20 protein-coding genes are annotated in these 23246 nt (G+C 48.3%); 4 read left to right on the plus strand and 16 right to left on the minus strand.

Annotated features, from left to right (window positions below; genetic code table 11):
* The first annotated feature begins 93 nt into the window (after nucleotides 1-93).
* Nucleotides 94-648: a hypothetical protein gene (locus tag B7990_RS06635; RefSeq protein ID WP_088640218.1), complete on the plus strand. Its 555-nt coding sequence runs from the start codon at nucleotides 94-96 to the stop codon at nucleotides 646-648.
* On the opposite strand, the gene B7990_RS06640 is transcribed toward B7990_RS06635, so the two are convergent.
* The 13 genes from B7990_RS06640 to B7990_RS06700 all read right to left on the minus strand — a co-directional run bounded on the left by B7990_RS06640 (nucleotide 645) and on the right by B7990_RS06700 (nucleotide 14663).
* Entirely contained in the window at nucleotides 645-2711 is a 2067-nt protein-coding gene (locus tag B7990_RS06640; RefSeq protein ID WP_088640219.1) for a transglutaminase family protein, read from the minus strand. The genes B7990_RS06635 and B7990_RS06640 overlap by 4 nt on opposite strands.
* Entirely contained in the window at nucleotides 2708-3973 is a 1266-nt protein-coding gene (locus B7990_RS06645) for a DUF58 domain-containing protein (protein WP_088640220.1), read from the minus strand. The genes B7990_RS06640 and B7990_RS06645 overlap by 4 nt, the downstream gene beginning before the upstream one ends.
* Nucleotides 3974-4053: 80 nt before the next feature.
* Nucleotides 4054-4965 (minus strand): MoxR family ATPase, encoded by a 912-nt coding sequence (locus tag B7990_RS06650; RefSeq protein WP_088640252.1) that lies wholly within the window; start codon nucleotides 4963-4965, stop codon nucleotides 4054-4056.
* Nucleotides 4966-5011: 46 nt separating this feature from the next.
* Nucleotides 5012-5725 (minus strand): fibrobacter succinogenes major paralogous domain-containing protein, encoded by a 714-nt coding sequence (locus tag B7990_RS06655; protein WP_088640221.1) that lies wholly within the window; start codon nucleotides 5723-5725, stop codon nucleotides 5012-5014.
* A gap of 9 nt (nucleotides 5726-5734) precedes the next feature.
* Nucleotides 5735-6673 (minus strand): hypothetical protein, encoded by a 939-nt coding sequence (locus tag B7990_RS06660; RefSeq protein ID WP_088640222.1) that lies wholly within the window; start codon nucleotides 6671-6673, stop codon nucleotides 5735-5737.
* Between the two features lie 43 nt (nucleotides 6674-6716).
* Nucleotides 6717-7463 (minus strand): AgmX/PglI C-terminal domain-containing protein, encoded by a 747-nt coding sequence (locus tag B7990_RS06665; protein WP_088640223.1) that lies wholly within the window; start codon nucleotides 7461-7463, stop codon nucleotides 6717-6719.
* A gap of 160 nt (nucleotides 7464-7623) precedes the next feature.
* Complete coding sequence (locus tag B7990_RS06670; RefSeq protein ID WP_088640224.1) at nucleotides 7624-8361, minus strand: glycosyltransferase family 2 protein; 738 nt, start codon at nucleotides 8359-8361, stop codon at nucleotides 7624-7626.
* A gap of 42 nt (nucleotides 8362-8403) precedes the next feature.
* Nucleotides 8404-9528 (minus strand): NAD-dependent epimerase/dehydratase family protein, encoded by a 1125-nt coding sequence (locus B7990_RS06675; RefSeq protein WP_088640225.1) that lies wholly within the window; start codon nucleotides 9526-9528, stop codon nucleotides 8404-8406.
* Complete coding sequence (locus B7990_RS06680) at nucleotides 9528-9953, minus strand: hypothetical protein (protein ID WP_088640226.1); 426 nt, start codon at nucleotides 9951-9953, stop codon at nucleotides 9528-9530. The genes B7990_RS06675 and B7990_RS06680 overlap by 1 nt, the downstream gene beginning before the upstream one ends.
* A gap of 76 nt (nucleotides 9954-10029) precedes the next feature.
* On the minus strand, nucleotides 10030-12765 hold the full coding sequence (locus tag B7990_RS06685; protein WP_088640227.1) for a TIGR02171 family protein: 2736 nt from the start codon (nucleotides 12763-12765) through the stop codon (nucleotides 10030-10032).
* A gap of 66 nt (nucleotides 12766-12831) precedes the next feature.
* Nucleotides 12832-13524, minus strand: coding sequence for a queuosine precursor transporter (locus tag B7990_RS06690; RefSeq protein WP_254917370.1), 693 nt, complete (start codon nucleotides 13522-13524; stop codon nucleotides 12832-12834).
* A 188-nt stretch (nucleotides 13525-13712) separates the two neighbouring features.
* Nucleotides 13713-14189: a preQ(1) synthase gene (gene queF / locus B7990_RS06695; protein ID WP_088640229.1), complete on the minus strand. Its 477-nt coding sequence runs from the start codon at nucleotides 14187-14189 to the stop codon at nucleotides 13713-13715.
* Nucleotides 14190-14288: 99 nt separating this feature from the next.
* Nucleotides 14289-14663 carry a hypothetical protein gene (locus tag B7990_RS06700; protein WP_088640230.1) on the minus strand — a complete coding sequence of 125 codons (375 nt, stop codon included), beginning with the start codon at nucleotides 14661-14663 and terminating at the stop codon, nucleotides 14289-14291.
* Nucleotides 14664-14836: 173 nt separating this feature from the next.
* On the opposite strand from B7990_RS06700, the gene B7990_RS06705 reads away from it, so the two are divergent.
* From B7990_RS06705 to B7990_RS06715, 3 genes are all read left to right on the plus strand, one after another.
* Entirely contained in the window at nucleotides 14837-17074 is a 2238-nt protein-coding gene (locus B7990_RS06705) for an endo-1,4-beta-xylanase (RefSeq protein WP_088640231.1), read from the plus strand.
* 104 nt (nucleotides 17075-17178) lie between these two features.
* Entirely contained in the window at nucleotides 17179-17622 is a 444-nt protein-coding gene (locus B7990_RS06710; RefSeq protein WP_088640232.1) for a hypothetical protein, read from the plus strand.
* Nucleotides 17623-17750: 128 nt separating this feature from the next.
* Complete coding sequence (locus B7990_RS06715) at nucleotides 17751-20291, plus strand: DNA gyrase/topoisomerase IV subunit A (protein WP_088640233.1); 2541 nt, start codon at nucleotides 17751-17753, stop codon at nucleotides 20289-20291.
* Nucleotides 20292-20452: 161 nt separating this feature from the next.
* On the opposite strand, the gene ftsE is transcribed toward B7990_RS06715, so the two are convergent.
* From ftsE to B7990_RS06730, 3 genes are read right to left on the minus strand one after another with little or no spacing between them, the layout of a single operon-like run.
* Nucleotides 20453-21142 (minus strand): cell division ATP-binding protein FtsE, encoded by a 690-nt coding sequence (ftsE, locus tag B7990_RS06720; protein WP_073425045.1) that lies wholly within the window; start codon nucleotides 21140-21142, stop codon nucleotides 20453-20455.
* Nucleotide 21143: 1 nt separating this feature from the next.
* Nucleotides 21144-22427, minus strand: a complete 1284-nt coding sequence (locus tag B7990_RS06725; protein WP_088640234.1) for a peptidylprolyl isomerase — start codon at nucleotides 22425-22427, stop codon at nucleotides 21144-21146.
* On the minus strand, nucleotides 22427-23230 hold the full coding sequence (locus tag B7990_RS06730) for a hypothetical protein (protein ID WP_254917371.1): 804 nt from the start codon (nucleotides 23228-23230) through the stop codon (nucleotides 22427-22429). Before B7990_RS06730 ends, B7990_RS06725 begins: the two co-directional genes overlap by 1 nt.
* Nucleotides 23231-23246: the final 16 nt, after the last annotated feature.

A 23246-nucleotide genomic window follows, 5' to 3' on the forward strand; every position in this document is an offset into this window, starting at 1 on the left:
CTACAGGACTTTTGTTAAATCTTTGGAAAATCGCGTTGTAGGATTCAGCAACATTGAATTTTTTATATATATTCCCATAAAAACGAGGACTTTATGACAATCAAATCTTTGACATTCATTGCCATTGCAGCAACTATGTTCACCGCCTGTGCCGAATCTACAACAACGCCACCATCAAAGGCTCAAGAGTGCGCCGCAGGACTCACAGCACAATGCATCCTGGGAACCTGGAGCACCGAAGGCCCAACGATTCCTCAACCTACCGGCGAAGGATTTATTTATATCATTGAACCAAGCCATAATTTCAGGGAAGATCCTGCAACCCTAAAATTCTACGTCGATGAAAAGAAAGTAAACAAATTCGAGTTTACGAATTCATCAAAAAGCACCGCTGAATGCAAACCGACAAAGATTTATGGAAACTGGGAAATCATCAACAATTCCATTCATCTTAACGCAACCGCCGGTAACGACTGCATAGACCGTTCTCAAAATGACAAGACGATTCAAGCCGAAATCAACATTGACGGTAACGATGTCGCGTTGACCATTAAGGAACTTTACTTTTTGGAACCTGAAATGAAAAGCGCCGATGCCGTTGTCAAGGCAAACGCCTACGAAGTCTACAATTTCGTTTCTTCGAACTAGTTTTTACGCCAGCGGTTGCATTCATATTCCTGCAACTGCTTGAGCGCAAAAGAACATTCCTGATCAAAGCGCGAGTCCTTGAGGCTCGCCTTTTTTGATGCCTGCACATTTGCCTGCACGTTATTTAAAGCGAGTTCTACACGTTTGGCAAAAGAGGAAACCGTCTCACCGGGAGCGCGACTGAAACCCAAGCGAGCAAGTCGTTTTTCGGCATCGGCAAGGAGGGATATCCATTGGGCTGCATTTTTAGAGACCGCTTGCAACTTGTGCTGTCGCCGGGAACTGCGTAACCTGAGCAAAGCAAAAAACAGGAGCAAGATAGCAAGGACAACATAAAGAACAGGGCTTGACACTAGACGTTCTGAAGCTGCTTGCCAGCCATCGACGATGCGGCGCCATTCACCATCCTTGAGCAAATGCATCACATAAGAGAACCGGCCTTTCACACCTTCAAGCTTTACTGCCAACCATGAGGGTCTTGCAAAAGACATTTCGGTCAATGGTGGAGTCGGGTCAAAAATATACCACTTTCGGTCGATGTAAACTTCAACCCAGGCATGGCTATGACGGCGGCGGAAAGTCGCATACGGGCGCCCCGAAACATATTCGGGATGCGCAAAGCCTGTCACATAGCGCGCAGGGATTCCCTGATGGCGCAAGAGGAGTGCCGCAAGCGTTGCGTAATACTCGCAATAACCTTCCTTGTTTTTCCAGAACAAAGCAATGGGATCCGTTTTTGAATCTGGAGTTCTACCGGGAATAATGTACGAATACTTAAAATTACGGATAAAGTACGACTCTATTGTTTTTAAAGTTCTGACGGCGAATTGAGCGCTATCGAGAAGAGCGAGATTCGCAGAATCTGTATCGAGATGAGCGCTATCGAGATGCGCGGCCGGGAGAGACATTGACGCGGCAATTGTATCTAGGAGAGATTTTTCTCTATTCGGGATCTGCAAGAATGCGGAAAGATTTTCTGATTCCAACGAAGAAAGCGCCAACGAATGAGCCGCAATCGCAAGAGTTTCCGCAGAATCCGGCACATAATAATACCAGTCGCTACGCACACCGTTTGCATCGGCAAAAACATTCGTCGAATAGTAATTCAGTGAGTCCGCATTTTTGCTCGCCACGCCCACTACATTCGGAGGGGCAAACATAAAGCCGAAATTATCAAGAGTCGCCTGCACCCAAACGGATTTGACGTTCGGCGCAGCCACCGCAGAATCTTCGGATTCAAAGACAGCGTAATCCACCCGATAGCGCGCCGGATAAAGCTTCTTTTCGGGCGCAGCCGGGAGTTTCCAGATGCCCGCCACATATTTTTCATAGGCGGCAGCCCGCAGGTACATGGGAGCAAGAGTGTCCCAAACGCGGAGGACAATTTCGCTATTGTACTTGGAATTGTAATTACTGGAGAAGGAACCCAACGCAGCCACGGGATCAAATCCCATCACGCGATTCTTGACGTAATATTCTTCAGCCCAACGGCCACTGTAATAGCGATTGCTCTTCCAATATTTAAAACCGAGATACGACGAGCCGCACAGACTCGCATAAAGCAACACGAAAAGCAATCGTTTGTAAAGAGCTACACGCGGACGGCCAAAAGCATACACAGCAAGCAAAAGCGCCACAATTGCGCTTACCACGATTGCGCGAGACGCTTGGAACAGTCCCATGAAAAGTGCAGCAACACCATTGAACACGACAAAGACTTCGTAACCGCCATTCCCGAGACTCCGCTTTTGCAACCAGGCCAAGTAAAGCAAATACCACGCCGGAATAAAAACCAAATAAGGCGAAACGCCCATTTCAACGCTCGGCGTGAGCACCCACCACAGCGCACACGGAACAATCGCACCGTAAGCGAAAACTTTTCTGTAGCGCGGGATTTTTCTCTGATTCGTTGCGGACTTTGAAAGCACAAATTGCTTGACGTGAATCGCGATAAACAAGCCCGCAAAAACAACGCCAAGAATTTCAAAACCGCTTGAAACACCCAAATTGATAGAGACGATGCAGAAGAAAATCGTCTTGCAAATTTCACGGAAGTTCATCATAGACTGACCTCCGCTTCATGGGAATTTTCAAACGAACGTTCCTGAAACGCTTTTTCGAGATGCGCGGCGTTCACAGACAAAACATCGTCAGAAATTGCGTTTTTAGATTCGTCTGTCAACTTGGAATGAGCATCCAAAATCACTTGCTTATGCACGAGCGGATCATCGGTCGCGAAAAGTCCCATGCGGAGCACAGGGCCAAGCGGGCGCGCCGCAGGAGACCAAAGCTTCTGCGCGCTTGTCGCATTTCGAGACGTGCGCGTTTCCAGCCAAGACGTCGCCGGGATTCGCGCAAGCGCTTCCAAGAAGCTCACGCCGCCATCGCCCTCTACAAGTGCAATTTCATCATCGCCAATGAAAAAACGTCCTAGCGCCTTACGTTCCAAGAGCCACAAACCAACGCCAGCCGCTAAGCGGATCAGCATTTCAACAGATGATTTTTCGCGCAAGCTACGTGCCGTCACATCCAGCACGAGAATCGCACCCGCACCACGTTCAGTTTCAAATTCCTTCGTGAAAGGCTTGCCGTAACGTGCAAAAGCTTTGTGATGCAAATCGCGTAAGGAATCGCCCTCGCGGTATTCGCGCACACCTACAAAGTCCATCCCGCGCGTAAGACTCGGCATCAGCAGCGGAGCAAACACAGCACCGCTCGCACCCGATGTCAAAAACGGAAACGCCCCCACGCGCAACGGGCGCGGGAACACGAGCAATTCGGCCTTCCCAGCATTTGCAGCATAACGCAAGGCGCCATTGATTTCCGGGATGATCAACGCCACTTTCGGGATTTCAAATGCGCCGCGCTTTTTCGTCTGGATTTTGCAAGTGAGTTTCGCCGTCTCGCCAGCATCAACCATCACAAGCGCAGATTCCTCACACTTGAGCGATGGATCCATACGGAAGCAGCCAAGCGACACTGCATTTAGCTTATCTTCAGCGAAAACATGCAAGTCAACGGTAGTCGTTTCACCTTCGTAAACATTCCGAACAGAAATGTCACCCGCCTTAAACTTGCTCTTGCGTGCGGTCATGAAAAGGCACGGCACGAGCGCAAGGAAATACATGAAGTCCAAACCGCAAAACACCCACGCCGCCCAGAATCCAGGCACCGCCCCTGCAAACATCGAGAACAGCATCAGCGCTGCCGCCGCGTGCCCCACTTGCGTAAAGCCTTCTTGCCAAACGTAGTACAAACGCATCAAGAGTCCCTTGCGCTTGGGACTTCTTGGAATAGCGTTTATAAAGAAATGGAAGAGGGACATATTTTCAAGACTTCACTGGATCCTTCGTGGCTACCGCCACTCAGGATGACAAGAGCTTTCACACAGGATGACTATGCACATTATTTAGGCACTTTCACTTGCTTCAAGATTCCTTCGAGAATTTGCCTGGAGGCGCCGGGCGTATTCGAATCCTTTGCAAATACGCGATGTTCCATCACCGGGAAGAACACATGCTGGATGTCATCGGGATTCACGAAATCGCGGCCCGCGACATACGCGCAAGCTTGCGCCATCTTGATGAGGTTGATTCCCGCACGAGGGCTTGCCGCCAAGCGCACAGCCGGATTCACACGCGTCGCCTGCACCAGCGAAACCACGTACATTTCAAGCGATTCGTCAATGTGAATCTTGCGGACATCGTTCCGCGCCGCAATAATTTCATCGGGAGTCATCACCGCCTTGAGCGTATCAAGCGGCCGACCATCGCGATGTGCGCGCAAAATGCCAAGTTCCGTTTCCGCCGTCGGATACCCGAGCGAAAGGCGCACCAAGAATCGGTCCATCTGCGCTTCGGGCAGCGGAAACACGCCGTGAAATTCCACGGGATTCTCGGTCGCAAGCACCATGAACAATTTCGGGAGCGCATGACGTTCACCTTCCAGCGAAACCTGGCGCTCTTCCATCGCTTCCAAAAGCGCACTTTGCGTTCGCGGAGATGCACGGTTAATTTCATCCGCCAGAAGCACCTGCGTAAAGACAGGCCCCTTGCGAATTTCAAACTCGCCCGTATTCGCCTTGAACACGGCACCACCCGTCACATCGGCAGGGAGCAAGTCCGGCGTAAACTGGATACGTGCAAAGTCCGCACCAATCGCCGCAGCAAGCGCTTTCGCAATAGTCGTCTTGCCTGTTCCCGGCACATCCTCGATAAGCACGTGACCATCGGCAAGGAGCGCCATCACAAGCATTTCCACCTGGTCCTGCTTACCAAGCAGAACACTATTCAAAGACTGTATAAGATTTTCAACCATACCCATAATATATATAGATAATGGTCAATGGTTAATAGTCAAAAGTTCAGTCACTGACACAGCGGACAGAAAAGGCGTAATCTTTCATCTCTTTGGTTATTTCAACATTGGGATTTTCATACTGCATTCGTACGGAATATACAAACCTTGTACTGCTCTCTGTAGAACTCCAAAAAACCGTGCCATGGTCCACACTGTAGAAATCACGGTCATGTGAATAACCTGCTGGCAACGCCGAGAAACCGTAAGTATCCTCGCCATTTTCCCCACTGGACCATACTTTTTTAGTCTTGAGTTTTGTGGCCGCAACGGAGGCACCTCCAACTTCACTGAACAAATAACTCCAGTCTTCATAGCTAGGCAAGTGCCAACCGCTTGGGCAAGCGGTCATCGCGGCAGACCACGTATAGTAGCGGCCATATTTCTTGCAATCGGCATCCTTTTCCACATTACAAAGGCTGTTTGCCGTATTGTAATTGAGATTCTGCGCCATCCACACCTGGTAGCCAATAATTGCGGTCCTGTAAGTTTGACCATCGCGCGAGTCGGTAAAGCTCCCTACGACGGCTGTCGATGGCAAGTCTGCCGGATCAAAAGTCTGCTGATTCTCCCCATGCTGTTTGACCCACGCTTCATATTCATCATCAAGCATTCCTTCGTAGTCGGTACATGCAGCAAGAAAAATTGCAGAGCAGACGAAAGCAAACAGGCCAGAGACCATTCCAAGCCCAAGTTTCAAATTTCGTTTTCCTAATCTCATCGCCGCCTCCTAGAAAAAGAAGCCAAATCCGATGCCCGCAGCACCGATGATGGTCAAGGCAATTCCCACACCGCGCTTCATCTGCCCGCTATGCGCCTTGTCCTTGGCCTCCTCATACTCGGCCTTATTGCTGAAGCCTAAATCGTGAGCCAATTGCGCATCGGAATTGCCAATTGCCGCAAGTACAATACCCGACGTTACCAACACACCACCGCCAATGAGTGCACCCCAGCGAATCCATGAATTTTTCGCTCTATTTTTTACCGCAGGAACATCACCAATTGGCTTTGACGACCTAAGAACTTTTTCTTCATCCTTGTCAGCAGGAGCTGAATCAAGATTCACGCTACCGACACTGATTTCTTTGGCTTCAGATTCTTCAGAGGATTTATTTGAGCTGAGAAAATCACCAATGCCGCCTGCGCCCTTATTCACGCGACGCCCCCCATACTTCGGAGATGACGGACTTTCGCCTTTCACCTTGCGGAAAAATTCAGGAGCGCTCTTCTTTATTTCACTCAAAAGTTCTTCTACACTTGCCCCATGCCCGTTGAAACTTGCAACAAGCTTGTTCCCAGCCGTTTCGTAGATTTCAGCCGAGATTGCAAGCTTCGAACCGAATTTTCCCACGCGGGCCTGGCAAACGTAATCGGCGGCAATGTTGCGCCCCGTCTCCACAAGGCAGCTACCTTCGCACTCCTCAAGAGCTTTCCCCGGCGGAAGCATCTCGCTGATATTCTCGCGAGTCATGATCGTAAAGTTCTGCGAGGCTGGAAGTTCCTTAACCGCCTCTTCACGCAGAACATTCGTAAGGTACTGCCGGTCAGACAGAGACACCTTCTTTTTTACGTCTGAATCTACGCCCGTTTCAAGCACAGCGACATGCGCCGCCATTGCACACGAAGCGGAAACCAGCAAGAAAAAAAGAGTCTTCAATAGATGATTCATAATACTAGGCTTCTATAAATTTGATGAAAGTCAGACGGTCCAACTACTCCGAGAACGTGAACGGAATAGTCACGGTCGTATTGCCCTTCGTCACCTTTCCGAACGTCCACGTGCTTACGGCCATCTTGATGATTTCATCAAACCCGCTATCGCCAGTATTTGATTCCACGACAGAAATTTCACTGACATCACCATTAGGCGTGATAGTAAACTTCAGCTTAATCCTACCCTGCAATTTTTTGTTTTTCTTGCGATACTGGTCGTAAATCTTTTTGAGGTCTGGAGTGCGCTGTTTGACAACCAGGTCGATGTCACTGCTTGTGCGTACCGAAGAAGTTTCATCTTCGCTATCGAAATTGCTTTCGAAGCCTCCGAACAAAGGTGCCCAGTAATAGGAGTAAACATCATCAACTTTAACGTCAGGGACTTCATTGCCGCCCTTCCAAGCTTTGTACTTTGTCACCTTGATCGTACAATTATTTTCGTCACCCTTCACATCGATGTAATAGCGGTGTGAAATAGAACCGACCACACCATATCCCGCATAAATAGCGATCAGATGCTTTTCCGTAACAATCTTGCCTTCCTCAGGATCGGCCTTGGTGAGTTCGACGCCCCTATCCCTGAAAGTAACCACCACCGCATTGTAGCACACATCGCGAGGCTGATTATAACTTCTCGTAAGATACTGATCGTAGAGAGCGGGATCGTTCAACTGCATGGTCTTTGCACACCCAACGAGGAGGGCAATCATGGATACGAATCCTGCTATAACAAGAATCTTTTTCATAGGGTCTCCTTTTTTATCTTTGGTAATATAAAAAAATAAGACGGCCTACATTTTTTATGACTGATCCAAGAATCTATTTTGCACACAAAAATGCAACTGAACTAAAAATCGTAAAGAAAAATCAACCGTTAATTTTAATTGTTAGCAGGAATCACTTCACTCACATGCAAAATCTACGAACAACCTGCCGCAAGACGCGCATGCCATACGTGACCACGTTGAGGTTTGATTTTTCGCCAGCGTAACGTGTGGGAATCGGGAGTTCCGCAATCGCAAAACGGAAAGCATCGGCAATGGAAATGAGTTCCAAGTCAATATCAAACGAAGTACTTAACCGATTCAAATCAACCGTTTTCAAAAATCTCGAAGAATAAACGATAAAACCACTATGGCGGTCCGTAAGTTTCACGCGGAAGGCCAAATTTTCAAGCGCCGTCAAGAACGCGCCACCAATGCGCTTATACAAAGGCATACCGCCACGCTTTGCACCCCCTGCGACCGCATGGCGAGACCCCTGCAACAAGTCCAGATTCCTGTTTTCCATTTCGGCAAAAAACTCGCCCAGTTTTTCCGCAGGGTATTGACCGTCTCCGTGCAAGCAAGCGACAAACGCAGCGCCCGAGGCCAAGCCTTCGGCAAGCCCTTTTTTGACAACGGCTCCGTAACCGCAATTTTGTTCAAACTTAAAATATTCAAAATGCGATTTGAAGTCGAGCGCATTTTCCGACATAAAGCGCTCAAACGCTTGCGCCGTTCCATCACGTGAGCCGTCGTCTATCACAAGCACATGCGCACGATCCAAGACAGATTCGTCGATCTTGGAGAGGACTTCACAAAGCGTACGCTCAACGTTGTACGCAGGAACGAAGATGAAGTAGTCAATTGCAGAACAAGACATAACTGGATCCTTCACTACGTTCAGGATGACATAGAAGCTGTATCAGGATAACAATTCGGATCCATAGTGATTAACAAACCACGTCAAGGATTCGCGCAGAACAACATCAATCGGGGTCTTGGCCTTAAAGCCAAGCAAGCGTTCGGCCTTTTCTACAGACGGCAAACGGCGCATGGAATCTTCGTAGCCTTCGCCGTAATATTCCACGCCAGAAACCACTTCCGGCTCAGGAATAGAGTCCACTCTTACGCCCTTGATTTCTGCAAAGATATGGCGCATTTTGTATGCAAGTTCTGCGATCGTAAGTTCGTTGTCCGGATTCCCGATATTAAAAGCCTGCGACAACGGCGTTTTTTCCGCAACATTTTCAGTTGCACTCGAGACATTCTTAACAGCACACGAATTCATTCCGACAGCATTCGCCGAGAATCCGGCTTCGAACAGCGCGAACATAAAATCGACCGCATCAAACACACTCGTGAAACTGCGCTTTGCAACACCGCCATTCACAAGTTTCAAAGGCTCGCCGCGTACAAGCGCCGACGAGAAATTCGCAAGCACACGCGGAATGCCCGAACCATCGACGCCCGGCATAAAGTCCATGTACGGCCCGACAAAGTTGAACGGACGAACCACGGTCCACTTCAAATTCTTGAGACCCGCAATATAGCGTTCCGTCAAGAGCTTTGCGGTCGCATAGCTCCAGCGGCTCGCCGTCACCGGCCCAAAAGTAAGTTCGGATTCGTCCTCAACGAGCAAGCCAGAATCGGCCGACGTGCGCCCGTAAATTTCGGACGTCGAGAAATGAATGAGCCAAGAGCCTGACTTTGCACAAGCATCCGCCAGCGCCGCCGGATGGTCGTAATTGCTGCGGATAACTTCAGGAGCTTCAGCCATATAGCGGCTCGGTGTGCAAATCGCCGCAAGGTTCACGACGACTGGATACTTTGCAATACGTTCAACGACTCTCTTATCGGCGAGGTCCGCCACCATAAACTCGCAACGTTCGTCGTTTAGTCTATGCTGGATCCTGTAAAAATCCAAATCAACGCCAAAAACGCGCCACTGGGTGCGCGTCAAAATAGCATCGAGAAGGTGACAACCAATAAAACCACCGCAACCGACAATAGCTACGGTGATACTTTGGTCATTGAACTTTAGGTTCATTACTTCGTGACCGTGAACTCACCAGAGTTCGCGCCCTTATTCGTCTTATTGTACGGAACTACACGAATATAGCCGGTCTTGGTTTCCTTAACCTTACTTGCATCAAGAGTCACTTCCGCTTCATAGCAAGTCTTACCATCGGCCTGGCCTGCAGGACCAACAGATTCTGCAGTAAGACCCTCGCCCTGATCGTCTTTGCCTGTTTTGAACTTGATCATATAACCAGAATCATCAACATCGGAGCCAAAGATAACGGTGATTTTCTGACCGATCTTGAAGGTTTCGCCTTTGGTCGGATAAACAACCTTGACGCCACCCGTCACAGAGCAATCGAACTTGTCAGTTGCATTAGACGGAGAATCTTCTTCACCGCAAGCAAGGAATGCAAGGGAGCTAGCCAAGAGCAGAGCATGAGAAAACTTCATATAAACCTCTATTGATGTTTAGTTTAACTGTTTAACAATATAAAAATTTGGGAAGACAACAAGATAAAACGGTCACTTATTTCATTGATTGTATCAAGGAATCCAGTTTTCGCGTAAGTCTTTGACCACCAACATAACTCAAATGGTCGTAATCATAGGCCATTTCATCTGTATAGTCATGGTCACCCATTTTATTTTCATCTACAAATACGAAATTCGAATACTTTTTCTGCCAATTCTCTAAAGAATCAATCAGCGATTTCGCAGTGCTGCGACGCATTCCGTGACGGCCATAGGAACCTGTAGTTTTGTAATAGGGAGATTGCGGGAATACTACGCCAATAAGAACAACATCTTTTTCCTTGGTTGCTGCAATCAAATTTTTAAGGCGGTCCATATCCTTTGTATAGGCACGACTGTCGCTCCACGTAGAATCTTCGACAATCGGATTTTCATTATAACCACCAACCGTCCATCCAGCAGATTCCAGCCAAATCCATCCATGATTTTCATTCATGAGATCTCTCAAATAATCGATTCCGTTCGTATAAACTGCATTCAGTTCCTTATACTGAGACGGAACGCCATCCTTCCAATAGGAATGACTCTTATCGTACTCAAAACCAATATTGCCACTAACATTCTTATTGAAATTCTCACCTTTCTTTTTATACCACAAATCAAAATCAAGACTAACAATAAGATATTTCAGTTTTTTACAGTGCGGCAATACATAATTGTCAGCCAAAGTGCCAATAACATCCATGTCGTTTGGAATGGTCGCCATATTGAATGCATAACCGGACTCCACCTCTTGAGCAACAAATCCAGAACTCACACGGGATGATCCCAAGGCAACAATTTCAACAGTATCAGAAACAGCCCAAAAGCCGTTCATTTTGTGAGTGATAAGAGGGGCGTCTTGTCCAACATAATACATGCCGGCACTATCCAGATCAAGTTCATCATAGTGGGCTGCATTCATTGGACTTACCCAGAAACTCGGATGCCACAGTTCATCGCCTTCAACAAGTTCCACGATATCAGAAGTTTCAAGATTGACAAGAGCAATTTTGGCATGAGCGTCATTTACATTAACAAGAGTTACAATAGCATAGTCTTTCAAGCCGCTCACCCATTCAGTATGATCAAAAGTGAATCCCTTGGGCGAGGCAACAGATTTAATCAGCTTGCCTTTTTTATCCGCAATGAGAATGCGTTCATGTACGCGATAGCTTTTTCCCACAAATTTCCTTCCTGTTTCACTGCCAAAGTCAAGGAACAGCGTACGATGGGAATCATCTTTGGCCAAGGAAACATTGCATGCCTGTTCGCCGTTATACCAGACGGTGTCACGGGCAGAACCTTTAGACGGTGTAATCCGAGCGCGTAAAAGCTTGGAACCCGAGACCGCCAACGAACCATCCGTGCTGACACCACCGTGATACGCGCCATCAAATAACTTCTGCGGTGTTCCGAACTTTTCACCCGCAAACGAGACTTGCCATGTCGACTTTTTCTTGAAGGTCGCATCAACGCTATTATCGCCAGCGTCGCTCACAAATACAATGACAGTATCCCCATCCGGGAGAATACGCCATCGCGGGATGGCTGCGTTTTCAAAGTCAAGTTTCTGGAGTCCCGTACCAGCATCGGCTAAATCACGAACATAGACTTGGGATTTACTGGACGTACCTTCAAGACCAGTACAGAATACGACACGTCTACCATCTGGAGATATTTCAGGATGATAAACTTCTATAGTATCCTTGATTTCCATGATGTTTGAAAAACCATTTGAGTAGTCAATGAAGACAAGATTTCCCGAGACTTCGTTACGAAAAGCAAGCTTTACCCTGAAAGACCCCACCAAAGAACGCACCCTTGTAAAATTGGCAACAGCTTTCATAGTCCCCGTCTGGTCGGTCCCTTCATCACCAGCCCAAGATGCATTTGGGATGGCTCCATACGCAAGGCGAAATCCGACATATTCAGCGCGAGTTCCCGAAGTCACCGTATAAATATCACCACGACTGTAGAGGTTTATAGCACCGGAAGCATCGCGGTAGCTCCCACCTTTAACCACACGCTGTCCAATGGCGCGACCTTCTGATGCGCCGACATAATTCAGATAAGTCGTGTCGCGGAAATTTCCCATCCAGTCATTAACAAATTCCAGAGCGTTCCCCATGATGTCGCAAAGCTCATTTTTCTTAGTAGCTTTTGCACAAACCGGGTGCAATTCGTAACCCGAATTATCGGAAGTCCAGCTGTTTTTCTTTTTTCCAAATTTATTGGCGGCAAAGACCCATTCGGCTTCGGTCGGCAAGCGGAAGGCTTCTTTTTCGGGACTAAACACAAGGGATTCCAAACCTGTGCAATGTTTTTCTTCATCAAAGGAACTCTTGCTATAAGTGTAGGCCGTATCTTTGCCAGCAGCCTTGCTTTTCGCATTAGCGAAGAGAACCGCGTCGTAATAAGAAATATCCGTTGCCGGGAGGCTATCGTTTGAACATTTCAGAACAAGGCCTGTTTCTGTGCGCATAAGACTATCGAACTCGCCGCAAGTCACCTCGCTTTTGGCCATGTAAAAATTGTAATCGAATTCGACCTTCATCTGCGGGCGTTCGCTAGGCTTTGCATTTTCATTGTCCGTACCAAGCGTAACGTTGGCGTTCGATGCAGGAATCGGCAACAACCCTTCCAGAAATGCCGGTAAGTCATCAAGATTGTCTGTAGAGGAACTATGCGAACCCGATTCCGAGCACGCAAGGAAGAAAAGACAGGAGAGTCCAAGAATATAGAAACGCATAGCATAAATATACAAATCTATACGAATCCAGATGCAATTTTTTGAGCAGGTTTATGCTCGGCTTTTTTAATCTTTCAGCAGTTCCGGGTGTTTTTCGGAGATGCGGCGGGCAAGGTACACAAACGGCGTGTCCATGAGCGACGTCACGATGAAAATACCATAGCCGAACACGAGAATTTCGCCAATGGTATTCCACGGGAAAACGCCCGCAAACGCAAGCAAGTTGAACACGACCACGTTAATCAGCTGGCTCACAAGCGTAGAACCATTGTTACGCAACCACAGGAATCCTTTGCGATTGCCGAACTTCTTTTCGGACCATTTCCAGACGGCGTGGTAAGCCCAAACGTCATACGCTTCGCAGACGGCATAGGCAAACAAGCTCGCGAGCATCACGCGAGGCGTATTCGAGAACACCGTACGGATCGGTTCGGCCATTGTATCGCCTGCAGCCGGGATGTACAAAAACCAGCTTTGCGAAATGAGAATAAACGTCACATTCGCGAGGATGCCGATTTTCACGCAACGGCTCGCCTCCTTTTTGCCATAGATTTCGCTCATCATATCCGTTGCGAGGAAGGAGGATGCAAAGATGACATTGCCGAGCGTCGTATCAAGCCCAAAAGCGTGCACGAGAATCAAGACTTCGATATTTGCGGCAATCGTTGCAATGACGGTCCAAGCGAAAATGCCCTGTTTGCCAAAGAAGCGGAAGAAAGCGACGAGACCTCCAAAGAACACGAAAATGGAGGCAATCATAAGGAGTTCGTTTTGTAGAGGCATGGGGTATGAGGTCGGCGCTTCGCGCCTTTGAGGTTGTGAGGTTAAATTTTTTAGAATTGTAAAATAAAGAATTTCTAGCTTTTTCTTTAGAATATAAGCATTAGCTCAAAGCGAGTGTAACGAGCGTACCCATACCCCAAAGCAGCCCTGAAAGGGATGCGTGCTCAACGCCTTCTATCTATCGCAGAAAACAAGCGATTCTTGGCGATAGCTTCGAATTCGGTACCCGGCTTGCCGTAGTTTGCAAACGGATAAAGCGAAATGCCACCGCGCGGCATAAAGATGCCTTCGACTTCAATGTACTTCGGGTCGAGTAATTTCACCAAGTCCTTCATGATGATGTTCACGCAGTCTTCATGGAAGTCCCCGTGATTGCGGAACGAGAACATGTAAAGCTTGAGCGACTTGGATTCCACCAAATACTGGTCCGGAATGTAGTTGATCTTGATTTCGGCAAAGTCCGGCTGACCGGTTTTCGGGCAAAGGCTCGTGAATTCCGGGCAGTTGAACGTGACCATGTAATCGTTACCCGGATGCTTGTTCGGGAACTTTTCGAGCACTTCGGGGCTGTAAGTGGTCTTGTACTGGGTCTTGTTATTGCCGAGCAGCGTAACGCCTTCGAGTTCAGCTTCTGAACGCATAAAGTCTCCTAGTTTTGTTTTAAGTCAGGATGGTTTTCGAACTGACCGATTTTGAGCACAAATATAGAAAAAAGAATGCTAAGCAATCTTTCGCACGAATCAAAAAGCAAGTGCATTCACCCAATAACAGACAGCGGTAATCACAGAAAGCGGCGTCATCACAATTTTTTCTTTTTTGCTTTTCGAGAACATATTTCCGAAACAATTCAGCGTCAAATAAACCGCAAAGGCTATTCCAACAATTTTAGTGACTTTATGAGAAAACCACAGGGACATATAGCCACCGAGCTGCAAAAGTATAACGGCAAAGAAAACCTGCAAAAGCAACTGTACCGCAAGCACAATACGCAATTTTGCAGGAAAAACTTTAAAATGACCACCCAAGGTGAACGCGCCTAGCGGAGCTCCGAAAATCAAGGCAACACTCATTATAACAACGAGAAATAGCAGAACCGCACCGATTATTGCTGTCATAAGAACCTCCAAGAATTGATTTAAATATAACTCCAAAGCAAGGACTTATTAGCAGTCAACTAGAGATTCATAGATGTTTTGTCAATGGAAGTTTTCACCCCAAGAGGGACATTCCTATGTTTTCGAGGTATTTTATTGTTACGTGCTGTTTCCTAAAAAAATCTGGGGTCGCAATGAGTATAAAATCAACGGTATTTAAGGCACTCGCTTTTACATTCGCCGCATCAACATTTTCTTTTGCGGGTGTAGGCATGGCCGATGGAGCTTCCAAATTTTTAGGCAACACCACTACCTTTGGCGAAATCCCTGACGACTTTGGAACTTACTGGAACCAGATTACCGCCGAATACGAATGTACTTGGATTAATGTCGAAAAAGAACGCGGCAAGTACGACTGGTCAGGCTGCGACCTCGCCTACAACTGGGCCAAAGCAAATAACGCCCATTTCACATTCCACACCCTTTTGTGGGGATCCCTAAAACCAGAGTGGTTGAACAAGCTCGATGTTAACGAAACAAAAAAGGCTTTTACTGATTGGCTCGATGCGGTTAAAGAACACTACCCCGATCTCGAAATGATTGAAGTAGTCAATGAGGCCGTCAAAACGAGCAACAACTATCACTCCAATTTTAAAACATCCAAGCTAATCGAGGCTCTTGGCGGCAACGATGACGACTACAAATTTGTGGTGACCGCGTTCAAAATGGCGCGTGAGCGTTGGCCAGAGGCAATACTCATATACAACGACTACAACACAATTTTGTGGCAAAAGAACGAGGGGATTGACCTTATCAAGAAAATCAAGGCCCAGGGCGCTCCTGTTGATGCTTACGGAATGCAGTTCCACGAAACAACACTACAAGGCTCTGGTTATCAATGCCTCCGTTCTACGACACTCAAGCGCGTTCTTCATGAAGCCCATGAGCAAACCGGCCTCCCGATATACATCACCCAATACGATGTCGGAACCAACAATGACGATTTCCAAAAGGAATGCTACCAAGAACATATTCCCTTGTTGATGGAAACAGAATATGTGAAGGGCATTACCCTTTGGGGCTACGTTTATGGCAAGACATGGCTTACAGAAGGCAACTCCGGCCTTATCAAAGACGGCGTTGAACGCCCGGCATTGACGTGGCTCAAGGAATATTTCAAGAATCCGAACGCCGTCCGTTACGGTCGTGGAATAGCCGATGGGGCATACAAACATCTTGGCAACATGATTGCCGACAACCAGGAAATCCCCGAGGATTTTCAAGCCTACTGGAACCAAGTTTCACCCGAAAATGCATGCACGTGGACCGTCATCGAAAAAGAACGCGGCAAGTACGACTGGACGGGCTGCGATAACGTCTATTACTGGGCACAAACGAAGAATGTGCCATTCAATTTTCGCAGCTTGCTTTGGGGAACTCATACACCCAATTGGCTCTACAACCTTGATGTCGATGAAACCAAGAAGGCCGTTGAAAACTGGTTTGACAAAGCCGCCATGCGTTACCCCGAACCATACATGATCGAAGTGGTAAACGGGGGTTCCCGCGACAGCTATGGTCATTACCATTCAGGATTCGGGAGCGGCAATAAAATCATCGAAGCTCTCGGTGGCGACAATGATGACTACAAATTCATAGCCACGGCATTCAAGATGGCCCGTAAGCGCTGGCCCAAAGCAATCCTAACTTTGAACGACTACGATGATTACGGCTGGAAAAACAATCAAGGCGCCGAAGTTATCAAAAAAATCCAGGAGCAGGGCGCACCCGTCGATGCGTACCAAATAATTTTCGCCCCACTCGTCCAAGGCTCCGGCCCGGAAGCGCAATGTTTTAGCTCCGAACGCATCCAAAGCGGCATTCAGGAAATCTACGACAAAATAAAGCTCCCGTTGTTTATTACTGAATATAGCGTCGGCACAAGCAGCGATAGCCTTCAAAAAGCATGCTATTCCGAACATATCCCGCTCTTTATGGAATCGGAATACATTGCAGGCGTCGCCCTCAATGAATCTAATCCCGGACTTATTAAGGACGGCGTGGATCGCCATGCAATGACTTGGCTCAAGGAATATTTCAACGAGCACTTCTACGACAGCAAAAACATGTGGTACGAAAAAGGAATCGAGAGACATCCGCTAGATTCGCTTGATTCAATCGCCTTGGAACAGCCAATCGCCATTGGCGATAATGGTGGCAAGTTCGGCAACAAGATTCGCTTAGAACAGAACTCGCTCCAGAATTACGATGTGTTCGATGTGCAAGGCGTACGCTTGGGCAAGCTCTCGGCCTACAGCTTTAACGATGCATCAACAAAGCTCAAGTCCGCCAGCAACGCGAAAACTTCGGGAATCTACTTCTTGCTGAGCCGCACCACCGGCAAAATGCAAAGCGTTAGAGTGGCGAGATAAGGAAAATCGGCGTTGACGCAATCTCAATTTTATATAAAAAAAGAGAATCCCCACAAAATTATTTTTTGTATATTACACCTTGATCTTTTTAAAAAGGAGTACAAATGAAAAAGTCAATTATTGCAGGAATAAGTGTATTGGCATTGAGTCTTATCGGTTGCGATTTATCGACCGATTCCGATAATGCCGGTAGCAAAGTCAACTACCAGTGTTCCGTTTCTTATAGCGGTCGCGCCTTGGATGTTGTCATTGATCATCCGGATCTCAAACAAACACTTAAGGCTCGCGTTAACTTAGGTGGCGCTGGTGAAGATCCGTTCTACGAAATTGAATCGACATACAGCTACAACACCGCAGAAGAAGCAGAAGCCGCATGCGCCGCCAAGAAAACGGAAATTGAAAACGGTCTCAACTACGTAAAACCAGGCCGTGTAGAATGCGCATCAAATTCGGTGACCACTTACGAATACACCGAAACCAAAGCATCTGATAGCTATCGCGATACCTACCAGAAGAAGTGCGACGATTTTGCAGCAGCCAATCGATAACACAACTCGTATCAACTTTTCAAATATAGGTTCCGCGATTTGCGGAACTTTTTTTGAACCCATCAGCTTTTTGCCCTAATGAGCAGTAAAAATTTTTACGGCAGAAAATTTTTACTACATTTCGAGCCATGAATCAAGAAACACCCGATACTACTCTAGGTTTATCTAACGTCAATCACCTAGAACGACTTTATGACGGCTGGTTCCTCGATTACGCCAGCTATGTGATTTTGGACCGTGCGGTCCCGTATTTTGAAGATGGCCTGAAGCCTGTTCAGCGCCGTATTTTGCATTCCATGTTCGAAAACCACGACGGACGCTACCAGAAGGTGGCGACGATTGTCGGTCGAACGATGGCTTACCACCCGCATGGTGACGCCTCCATCGGCGATGCTCTTGTGGGTCTCGGTCAGAAGAATTTGCTTATCGACACCCAGGGTAACTGGGGTAACCCCTACACGGGCGACCGCGCTGCAGCACCCCGTTATATCGAAGGCCGCCTCACGCCGTTCGCTGTCGATGTCGTGTTCAACCCCGAAACGACAGAATGGATCCCGAGTTACGATGGCCGTAGCGAAGAACCGGTCACGCTCCCGGTCAAGTTCCCGCTGCTTTTGGCTCAGGGCGTCGACGGTATCGCCGTCGGTCTTTCGACTTCCATCCTCCCCCACAACTTCCGCGAACTCTGCGAGGCTAGCATCGCCTGTTTGCGCGGCAAGAAGTTTACGCTTTACCCGGACTTTTTCACGGGCGGCATTATCGATGTGTCGGACTACAACGACGGTCAACGCGGGGGCAAGGTCAAGGTCCGCGCGAAGATTGAAAAGGTCGACAACAAGACGCTCGCCATCCGCGAAATTCCGTACGGCACCACGACCGTCAGCTTGATCGAAAGCATTGTCAAGGCAAACGACAAGGGCAAAATCAAGATCAAGCACGTGGACGACAACACGAGCCAGGGCGTCGAAATTCTCGTACACTTGCAGCCGGGGACGGACCCGCAGGTGGCCATCGATGCTCTCTACGCCTTTACGGACTGTGAAAAATCGCTTTCTCCATGCACGTGCGTCATCATCGACAAGCACCCGAAATTTGTCGGTGTTTCTGACATCTTGAAGCTCAACACCGAACACACCGTAAAGCTTTTGGAATGGGAACTCGCCAACGAGCTCAAGCACCTCGAAGACAAGTGGCACATGACCACGCTCGAAAAAATCTTTATCGAGAAGGAAGTCTACGAAGTCATCAAAAAGGCTAAGGACCGTGAACAAATTATCCGCCTCGTTCGCGAAGGCCTCACGCCGTACCTCAAGCGTCTGCACCGCCAGACCGTTACGGACGAAGAAATCGGCAAGCTCATTGAAATTCCGATCCGTCGCATAAGCCATTACGACCGCGAAAAGGCCGACCAGCTTTTGCAGGAACTCGAAGAAAACATTGCAAAGTGCAAGTACAACCAGGAACACATTATCGATTACGCCGTGAACCACTTCAAGAACATCTTGAAGAAGTACGGCGAAGGCAAGGAACGCCGCACGCAGATTGCCGAATTCGGTAAGGTGAACGCCGTACACGTGGCGCTTGCAAACCAGAAGCTTTACGTGAACCGCAAGGAAGGCTTCGTTGGCACAGGCATGAAGAAGGAAGAATACCTCTTCGACGTGTCGGAATACGATGACTTGATCGTGTTCAAGGCCGACGGAAGCTTCAAGGTCGTGAAGGTCAGCGACAAGGACTTTGTCGGTAAGGATATCATTCTCGTTGAAAAGTTCAACAAGGACGACGAACGCCATATCTATAACGTCATCCACCAGGATGGCAAGGATGGCTACGCTTACATCAAGCGCTTCAACGTCGGCGGCGTGACTCGCGACAAGGATTACTACATGGGCAAGAACAAGCCCGGTAGCAAGATTCTTTACATGTCGAGCAACATGAACGGCGAAGCCGAAGTGGTCGAAGTTATCTTGAAGCCGCGTCCGCGCATCAAGCTGAACTTTGAAGTGGACTTCAGCGAAGTCGAAGTCAAGGGCCGTGGCGCTCTCGGCAATATCGTTTCGAAGTACCCGGTCAAGACGGTCAAGAGACTCCGCAAGGGCGTTTCGACGCTTGGCGCAAGAGTGCTTTACTTCGATGCTCCGAGCGGTATCGTCTCGACGCAGAAGAAGGGCGATTGCCTCGGTGAATTTGGCGAAAACGACAAGCTGCTCATCATCAAGCAAGATGGTAGCGCTCGCGTCCACAACATGGCAGACCCGATTCTCGTGGGTTCGAACATCAAGTATCTGCACAAGTACGACCCAGCACAGGTCTTTACGGTGCTCTACTTCGAAGGCTCGAATTTCAACTACATGGTCAAGCGTTTCAACCTCGAAGGCTGCCCCATGACGACGGAATTCAGCGTTGTTTCCGACCACAAGGATACGAAGCTCATCGAGTTCTTTGCAACAGAAGACGCCCGCGAACTGATGGAATACCAGGTCGGTCGCGAAGTGCAAAAAGAAGAACTCGACTTGACGGAAGTAGCAGAAGTCAAGGGCTACAAGGCTCTCGGCAGCAAGTTCACCGCCAAGAAGATCAAGCGCGTGAGCCGCATTTCGCCGGCAGACCCGTTTAGCGACGGCAGCGGTGAAAGCGAAGGTTCAAGCGAAGATCCGAGCTTGTTCTAGGAAAGAAAGCTCCGCTTTGATGTCATGCCCGCCTCCGTGCGGGCATCTCCTTTTTTAGGACGAGAAGGTGATTCCCGATTAAATCGGGAATGACAATTCGAGGGGGTTCGCAATGACGTAATTAATGAGTTATACCCCGCGAAAAAGCGGGGCATTTCTTTTTACAGAATATCTCTGTTGAGTAATTCGCCGTGGCTGAGTTCAAGACGGCGGAACGGGCTGTTCAGATAAAAGTCTGGGTTATGCGTTGCCATGAGGATGGTCGTGCCGCGGGCGTTGATTTCCTTGAAGATGCAGAAGACTTCTTCAGCGTTTTTCGGATCCAAGTTACCGGTCGGTTCGTCAGCCAAAAGCAAATACGGGTTATGCACCATCGCACGGGCAATCGCCACGCGCTGCTGTTCACCGCCCGAAAGCGTGTAAGGCATTGCAAAACGCTTTTGGCTAATGCCCACGAGTGCAAGCGCGTCAAAAACAGCTGCATTAATCTTGTTACTAGGAGTTCCCACAATGCGGAGAGCAAGCGCCACATTCTCAAAAACATTGCGGTCCGGCAACAGCTTAAAGTCCTGGAAAATAATTCCCATCTTGCGGCGAAGCGCCTGGATCCTATCGTCCGGAGTGTTCTTGCTATCGTACAGGACGTTGTCCGAGAACTTGACCATCACCTGGCCGCCGCGCTGTTCGTCCGGGCGTTCATCCATGTAGATGAGTTTCAGCACCGTCGATTTTCCGGCGCCGGAATGCCCCGTCAAGAAAACAAACTCGCCCTTATTGATGCGGAAGGTGACGTTATTCAACGCCTTCCAGTTGGCTTCGTAAGATTTCGTGACGTGGGTAAAATGGATCATACTATTCCGTCATTCTGATTTCGACGAGAACTTCCTTGCGCCACTTCTGGATGAGCTTCTGGAGCTTTTCATTTTCCAAGTGCGTTGCAGCCATGAGTTCAATCTTGCCGTAATCTTCTTCGAGCGTGAGTTCGCGCACCTGGCGGGAATCATCGAGACGGAACAAATGATAAACACCATCAATCATGACCGGTTCAGAAATTTCGCCGACGTTCAAGTTTGCGACCGGATCGACATAAGCAGGTTCCATTTCGTTACGCTGGAACCAGCCAAGCAAACCGCCCTGGAAATTGCTGGACTTGTCTTCGCTGAACTTCTTGGCGGCATTGGCAAACTCATCCTTAGTCTTAATATTCTTGCGGAGAGAATCGGCAAGAGCAACGACTGCAGCCGAATCCTTTGCGGTAGGAATCGTGCGCAATAGAATTTGAGCAGAACGGACACCATCTTCCTTACGGCCAAGCACACGAACAATATGCCAACCCAAGTCCGTCTTGACCGGAGTCGATGCGTAGTGACCATTCTTCAAATGCTCAATAGCCTTTTCAAATGCAGGATCCAAAAGACCGCGCTTAAAGTAACCGAGGTCACCACCCTTTGCGGCAGAGCTATCCTGCGAATGGCGCTGAGCCAAAAGTTCAAATTTGATACCTAGGTTGAGGCTATCGATCAGCGCTTCAGCCACGCGCTTCACGGAATCCACCACCATCGAATCCGGCTTAATCGGAAGCTGGATGTGGCTCAACAAAACGCAGTTGAACTGGCGCGGAAGCGAGTCCTTGTAATCCTTATAGAAAACGTCCACTTCCTTCTTGGTCGGGTGAATCGTGCCCACGTGGAGCTGACGCACACGGGAAATTTCCATGTGATTGCGGATCTGCTTACCCAGCTGTTCACGGTACTGGATCATCGAAAGACCAAGCTGAGCGCGCACCGCCTTTTCAAGCGTAGCCATATCAATCTTCTGGCTTGCGGCAATAGACTGGAGATGGCTAGTCACACGCTGATCCACTTCGGCATCCGAAATGACGATGGAATCACGGTCAATGCGACTGAGCAGAACCTTTTCCTCAATCATGCGGTCCAGCACGGCTTCTTTCTGCTGCTGTTCCGTCATACTGGAAGCTTCAGGAGTATCCTGGAACCTGTAAAGATTGTTCATGAACTCCGAACGCATAATCGGCTTGCCATCAACAACGGCCGCAATTCCCTCCATCAGTACGGGTTCAGCAAAGCAGCCAACAGTAAAAGCAAAAACTAAAGAGGCAATTCGATTACTGATCATTATTTTTCCTTTTCACTAAGAACGTTCATCTTCGTAATTATGGGAATCCCTGTTTTCCATTCGTCCTTGAGTCGCTTCAGAACGACTTTCTGATGTTCCACCCAAGCCTGCATTGAAACATCTTCAATCACCTCGTCGAGCGGTCGCGCATCAGCAGAATCAAGACGGCTTGTCACAACAGCGATCTTAGCAGCCCCATCGCAAACCTTCATCGGCGTAATACGCCCCACAACCGCGCCCCGAATTGATGGGATCATGCACGGATCAGGCGTTTTATCAACACCGTCAAATTCCCTCATGCGCTTTACCAGACGATGGTTAGGCGGAATCGATTCAAACTTGGTGTTCTTGAATTCCTTGTAATAGATCACAGCAGACTTCCAGTCGGCAAATGAGAGAATCGCTCCCGAAACCGTAGTTTTGCCATTCAGATACAAGTTCTGGTTCTTATGGTAGAAGTCAATCTTTTCACCATCGCTCACCATCATCGTATCGAGGAAGGTCTGCATGTAGTAATCCGCAATAATTTTTCGTTTCGTGCGTTCAAGCATCTGAATTAAAGCGGAATCCTTCAAAGCTCCATTTTTCACAGCCTGCTGATAGACGAGTTCTTCCTCAATCCAGTGCTGCAAAAAAAGAATGCGCTCGTTGTCACCCCAGGAATCCCAATCAGGAGCGTATGTGTAAATTTCCGACTGATGTAGCTTGGAGTCGCCCACCGTTACAATAACAGGGTCTTCGGACTTGCAAGCGGCAATCAAAGCCAAACAAAAGACAAGCAATATGTGGATCAGGGATTTCATCGCGACAAATTTAGCA

The organism is Fibrobacter sp. UWB4, from assembly GCF_002210345.1.
Lineage (GTDB): Bacteria > Fibrobacterota > Fibrobacteria > Fibrobacterales > Fibrobacteraceae > Fibrobacter.

Bases quoted from the DNA above. Each gene is read 5' to 3' on its own strand.
- B7990_RS06635 (WP_088640218.1), top strand. From the start codon at position 94: ATGACAATCAAATCTTTGACATTCATTGCCATTGCAGCAACTATGTTC.
- B7990_RS06640 (WP_088640219.1), bottom strand. From the start codon at position 2,711: ATGATGAACTTCCGTGAAATTTGCAAGACGATTTTCTTCTGCATCGTC.
- B7990_RS06645 (WP_088640220.1), bottom strand. From the start codon at position 3,973: ATGTCCCTCTTCCATTTCTTTATAAACGCTATTCCAAGAAGTCCCAAG.
- B7990_RS06650 (WP_088640252.1), bottom strand. From the start codon at position 4,965: ATGGTTGAAAATCTTATACAGTCTTTGAATAGTGTTCTGCTTGGTAAG.
- B7990_RS06655 (WP_088640221.1), bottom strand. From the start codon at position 5,725: ATGAGATTAGGAAAACGAAATTTGAAACTTGGGCTTGGAATGGTCTCT.
- B7990_RS06660 (WP_088640222.1), bottom strand. From the start codon at position 6,673: ATGAATCATCTATTGAAGACTCTTTTTTTCTTGCTGGTTTCCGCTTCG.
- B7990_RS06665 (WP_088640223.1), bottom strand. From the start codon at position 7,463: ATGAAAAAGATTCTTGTTATAGCAGGATTCGTATCCATGATTGCCCTC.
- B7990_RS06670 (WP_088640224.1), bottom strand. From the start codon at position 8,361: ATGTCTTGTTCTGCAATTGACTACTTCATCTTCGTTCCTGCGTACAAC.
- B7990_RS06675 (WP_088640225.1), bottom strand. From the start codon at position 9,528: ATGAACCTAAAGTTCAATGACCAAAGTATCACCGTAGCTATTGTCGGT.
- B7990_RS06680 (WP_088640226.1), bottom strand. From the start codon at position 9,953: ATGAAGTTTTCTCATGCTCTGCTCTTGGCTAGCTCCCTTGCATTCCTT.
- B7990_RS06685 (WP_088640227.1), bottom strand. From the start codon at position 12,765: ATGCGTTTCTATATTCTTGGACTCTCCTGTCTTTTCTTCCTTGCGTGC.
- B7990_RS06690 (WP_254917370.1), bottom strand. From the start codon at position 13,524: ATGATTGCCTCCATTTTCGTGTTCTTTGGAGGTCTCGTCGCTTTCTTC.
- queF (WP_088640229.1), bottom strand. From the start codon at position 14,189: ATGCGTTCAGAAGCTGAACTCGAAGGCGTTACGCTGCTCGGCAATAAC.
- B7990_RS06700 (WP_088640230.1), bottom strand. From the start codon at position 14,663: ATGACAGCAATAATCGGTGCGGTTCTGCTATTTCTCGTTGTTATAATG.
- B7990_RS06705 (WP_088640231.1), top strand. From the start codon at position 14,837: ATGAGTATAAAATCAACGGTATTTAAGGCACTCGCTTTTACATTCGCC.
- B7990_RS06710 (WP_088640232.1), top strand. From the start codon at position 17,179: ATGAAAAAGTCAATTATTGCAGGAATAAGTGTATTGGCATTGAGTCTT.
- B7990_RS06715 (WP_088640233.1), top strand. From the start codon at position 17,751: ATGAATCAAGAAACACCCGATACTACTCTAGGTTTATCTAACGTCAAT.
- ftsE (WP_073425045.1), bottom strand. From the start codon at position 21,142: ATGATCCATTTTACCCACGTCACGAAATCTTACGAAGCCAACTGGAAG.
- B7990_RS06725 (WP_088640234.1), bottom strand. From the start codon at position 22,427: ATGATCAGTAATCGAATTGCCTCTTTAGTTTTTGCTTTTACTGTTGGC.
- B7990_RS06730 (WP_254917371.1), bottom strand. From the start codon at position 23,230: ATGAAATCCCTGATCCACATATTGCTTGTCTTTTGTTTGGCTTTGATT.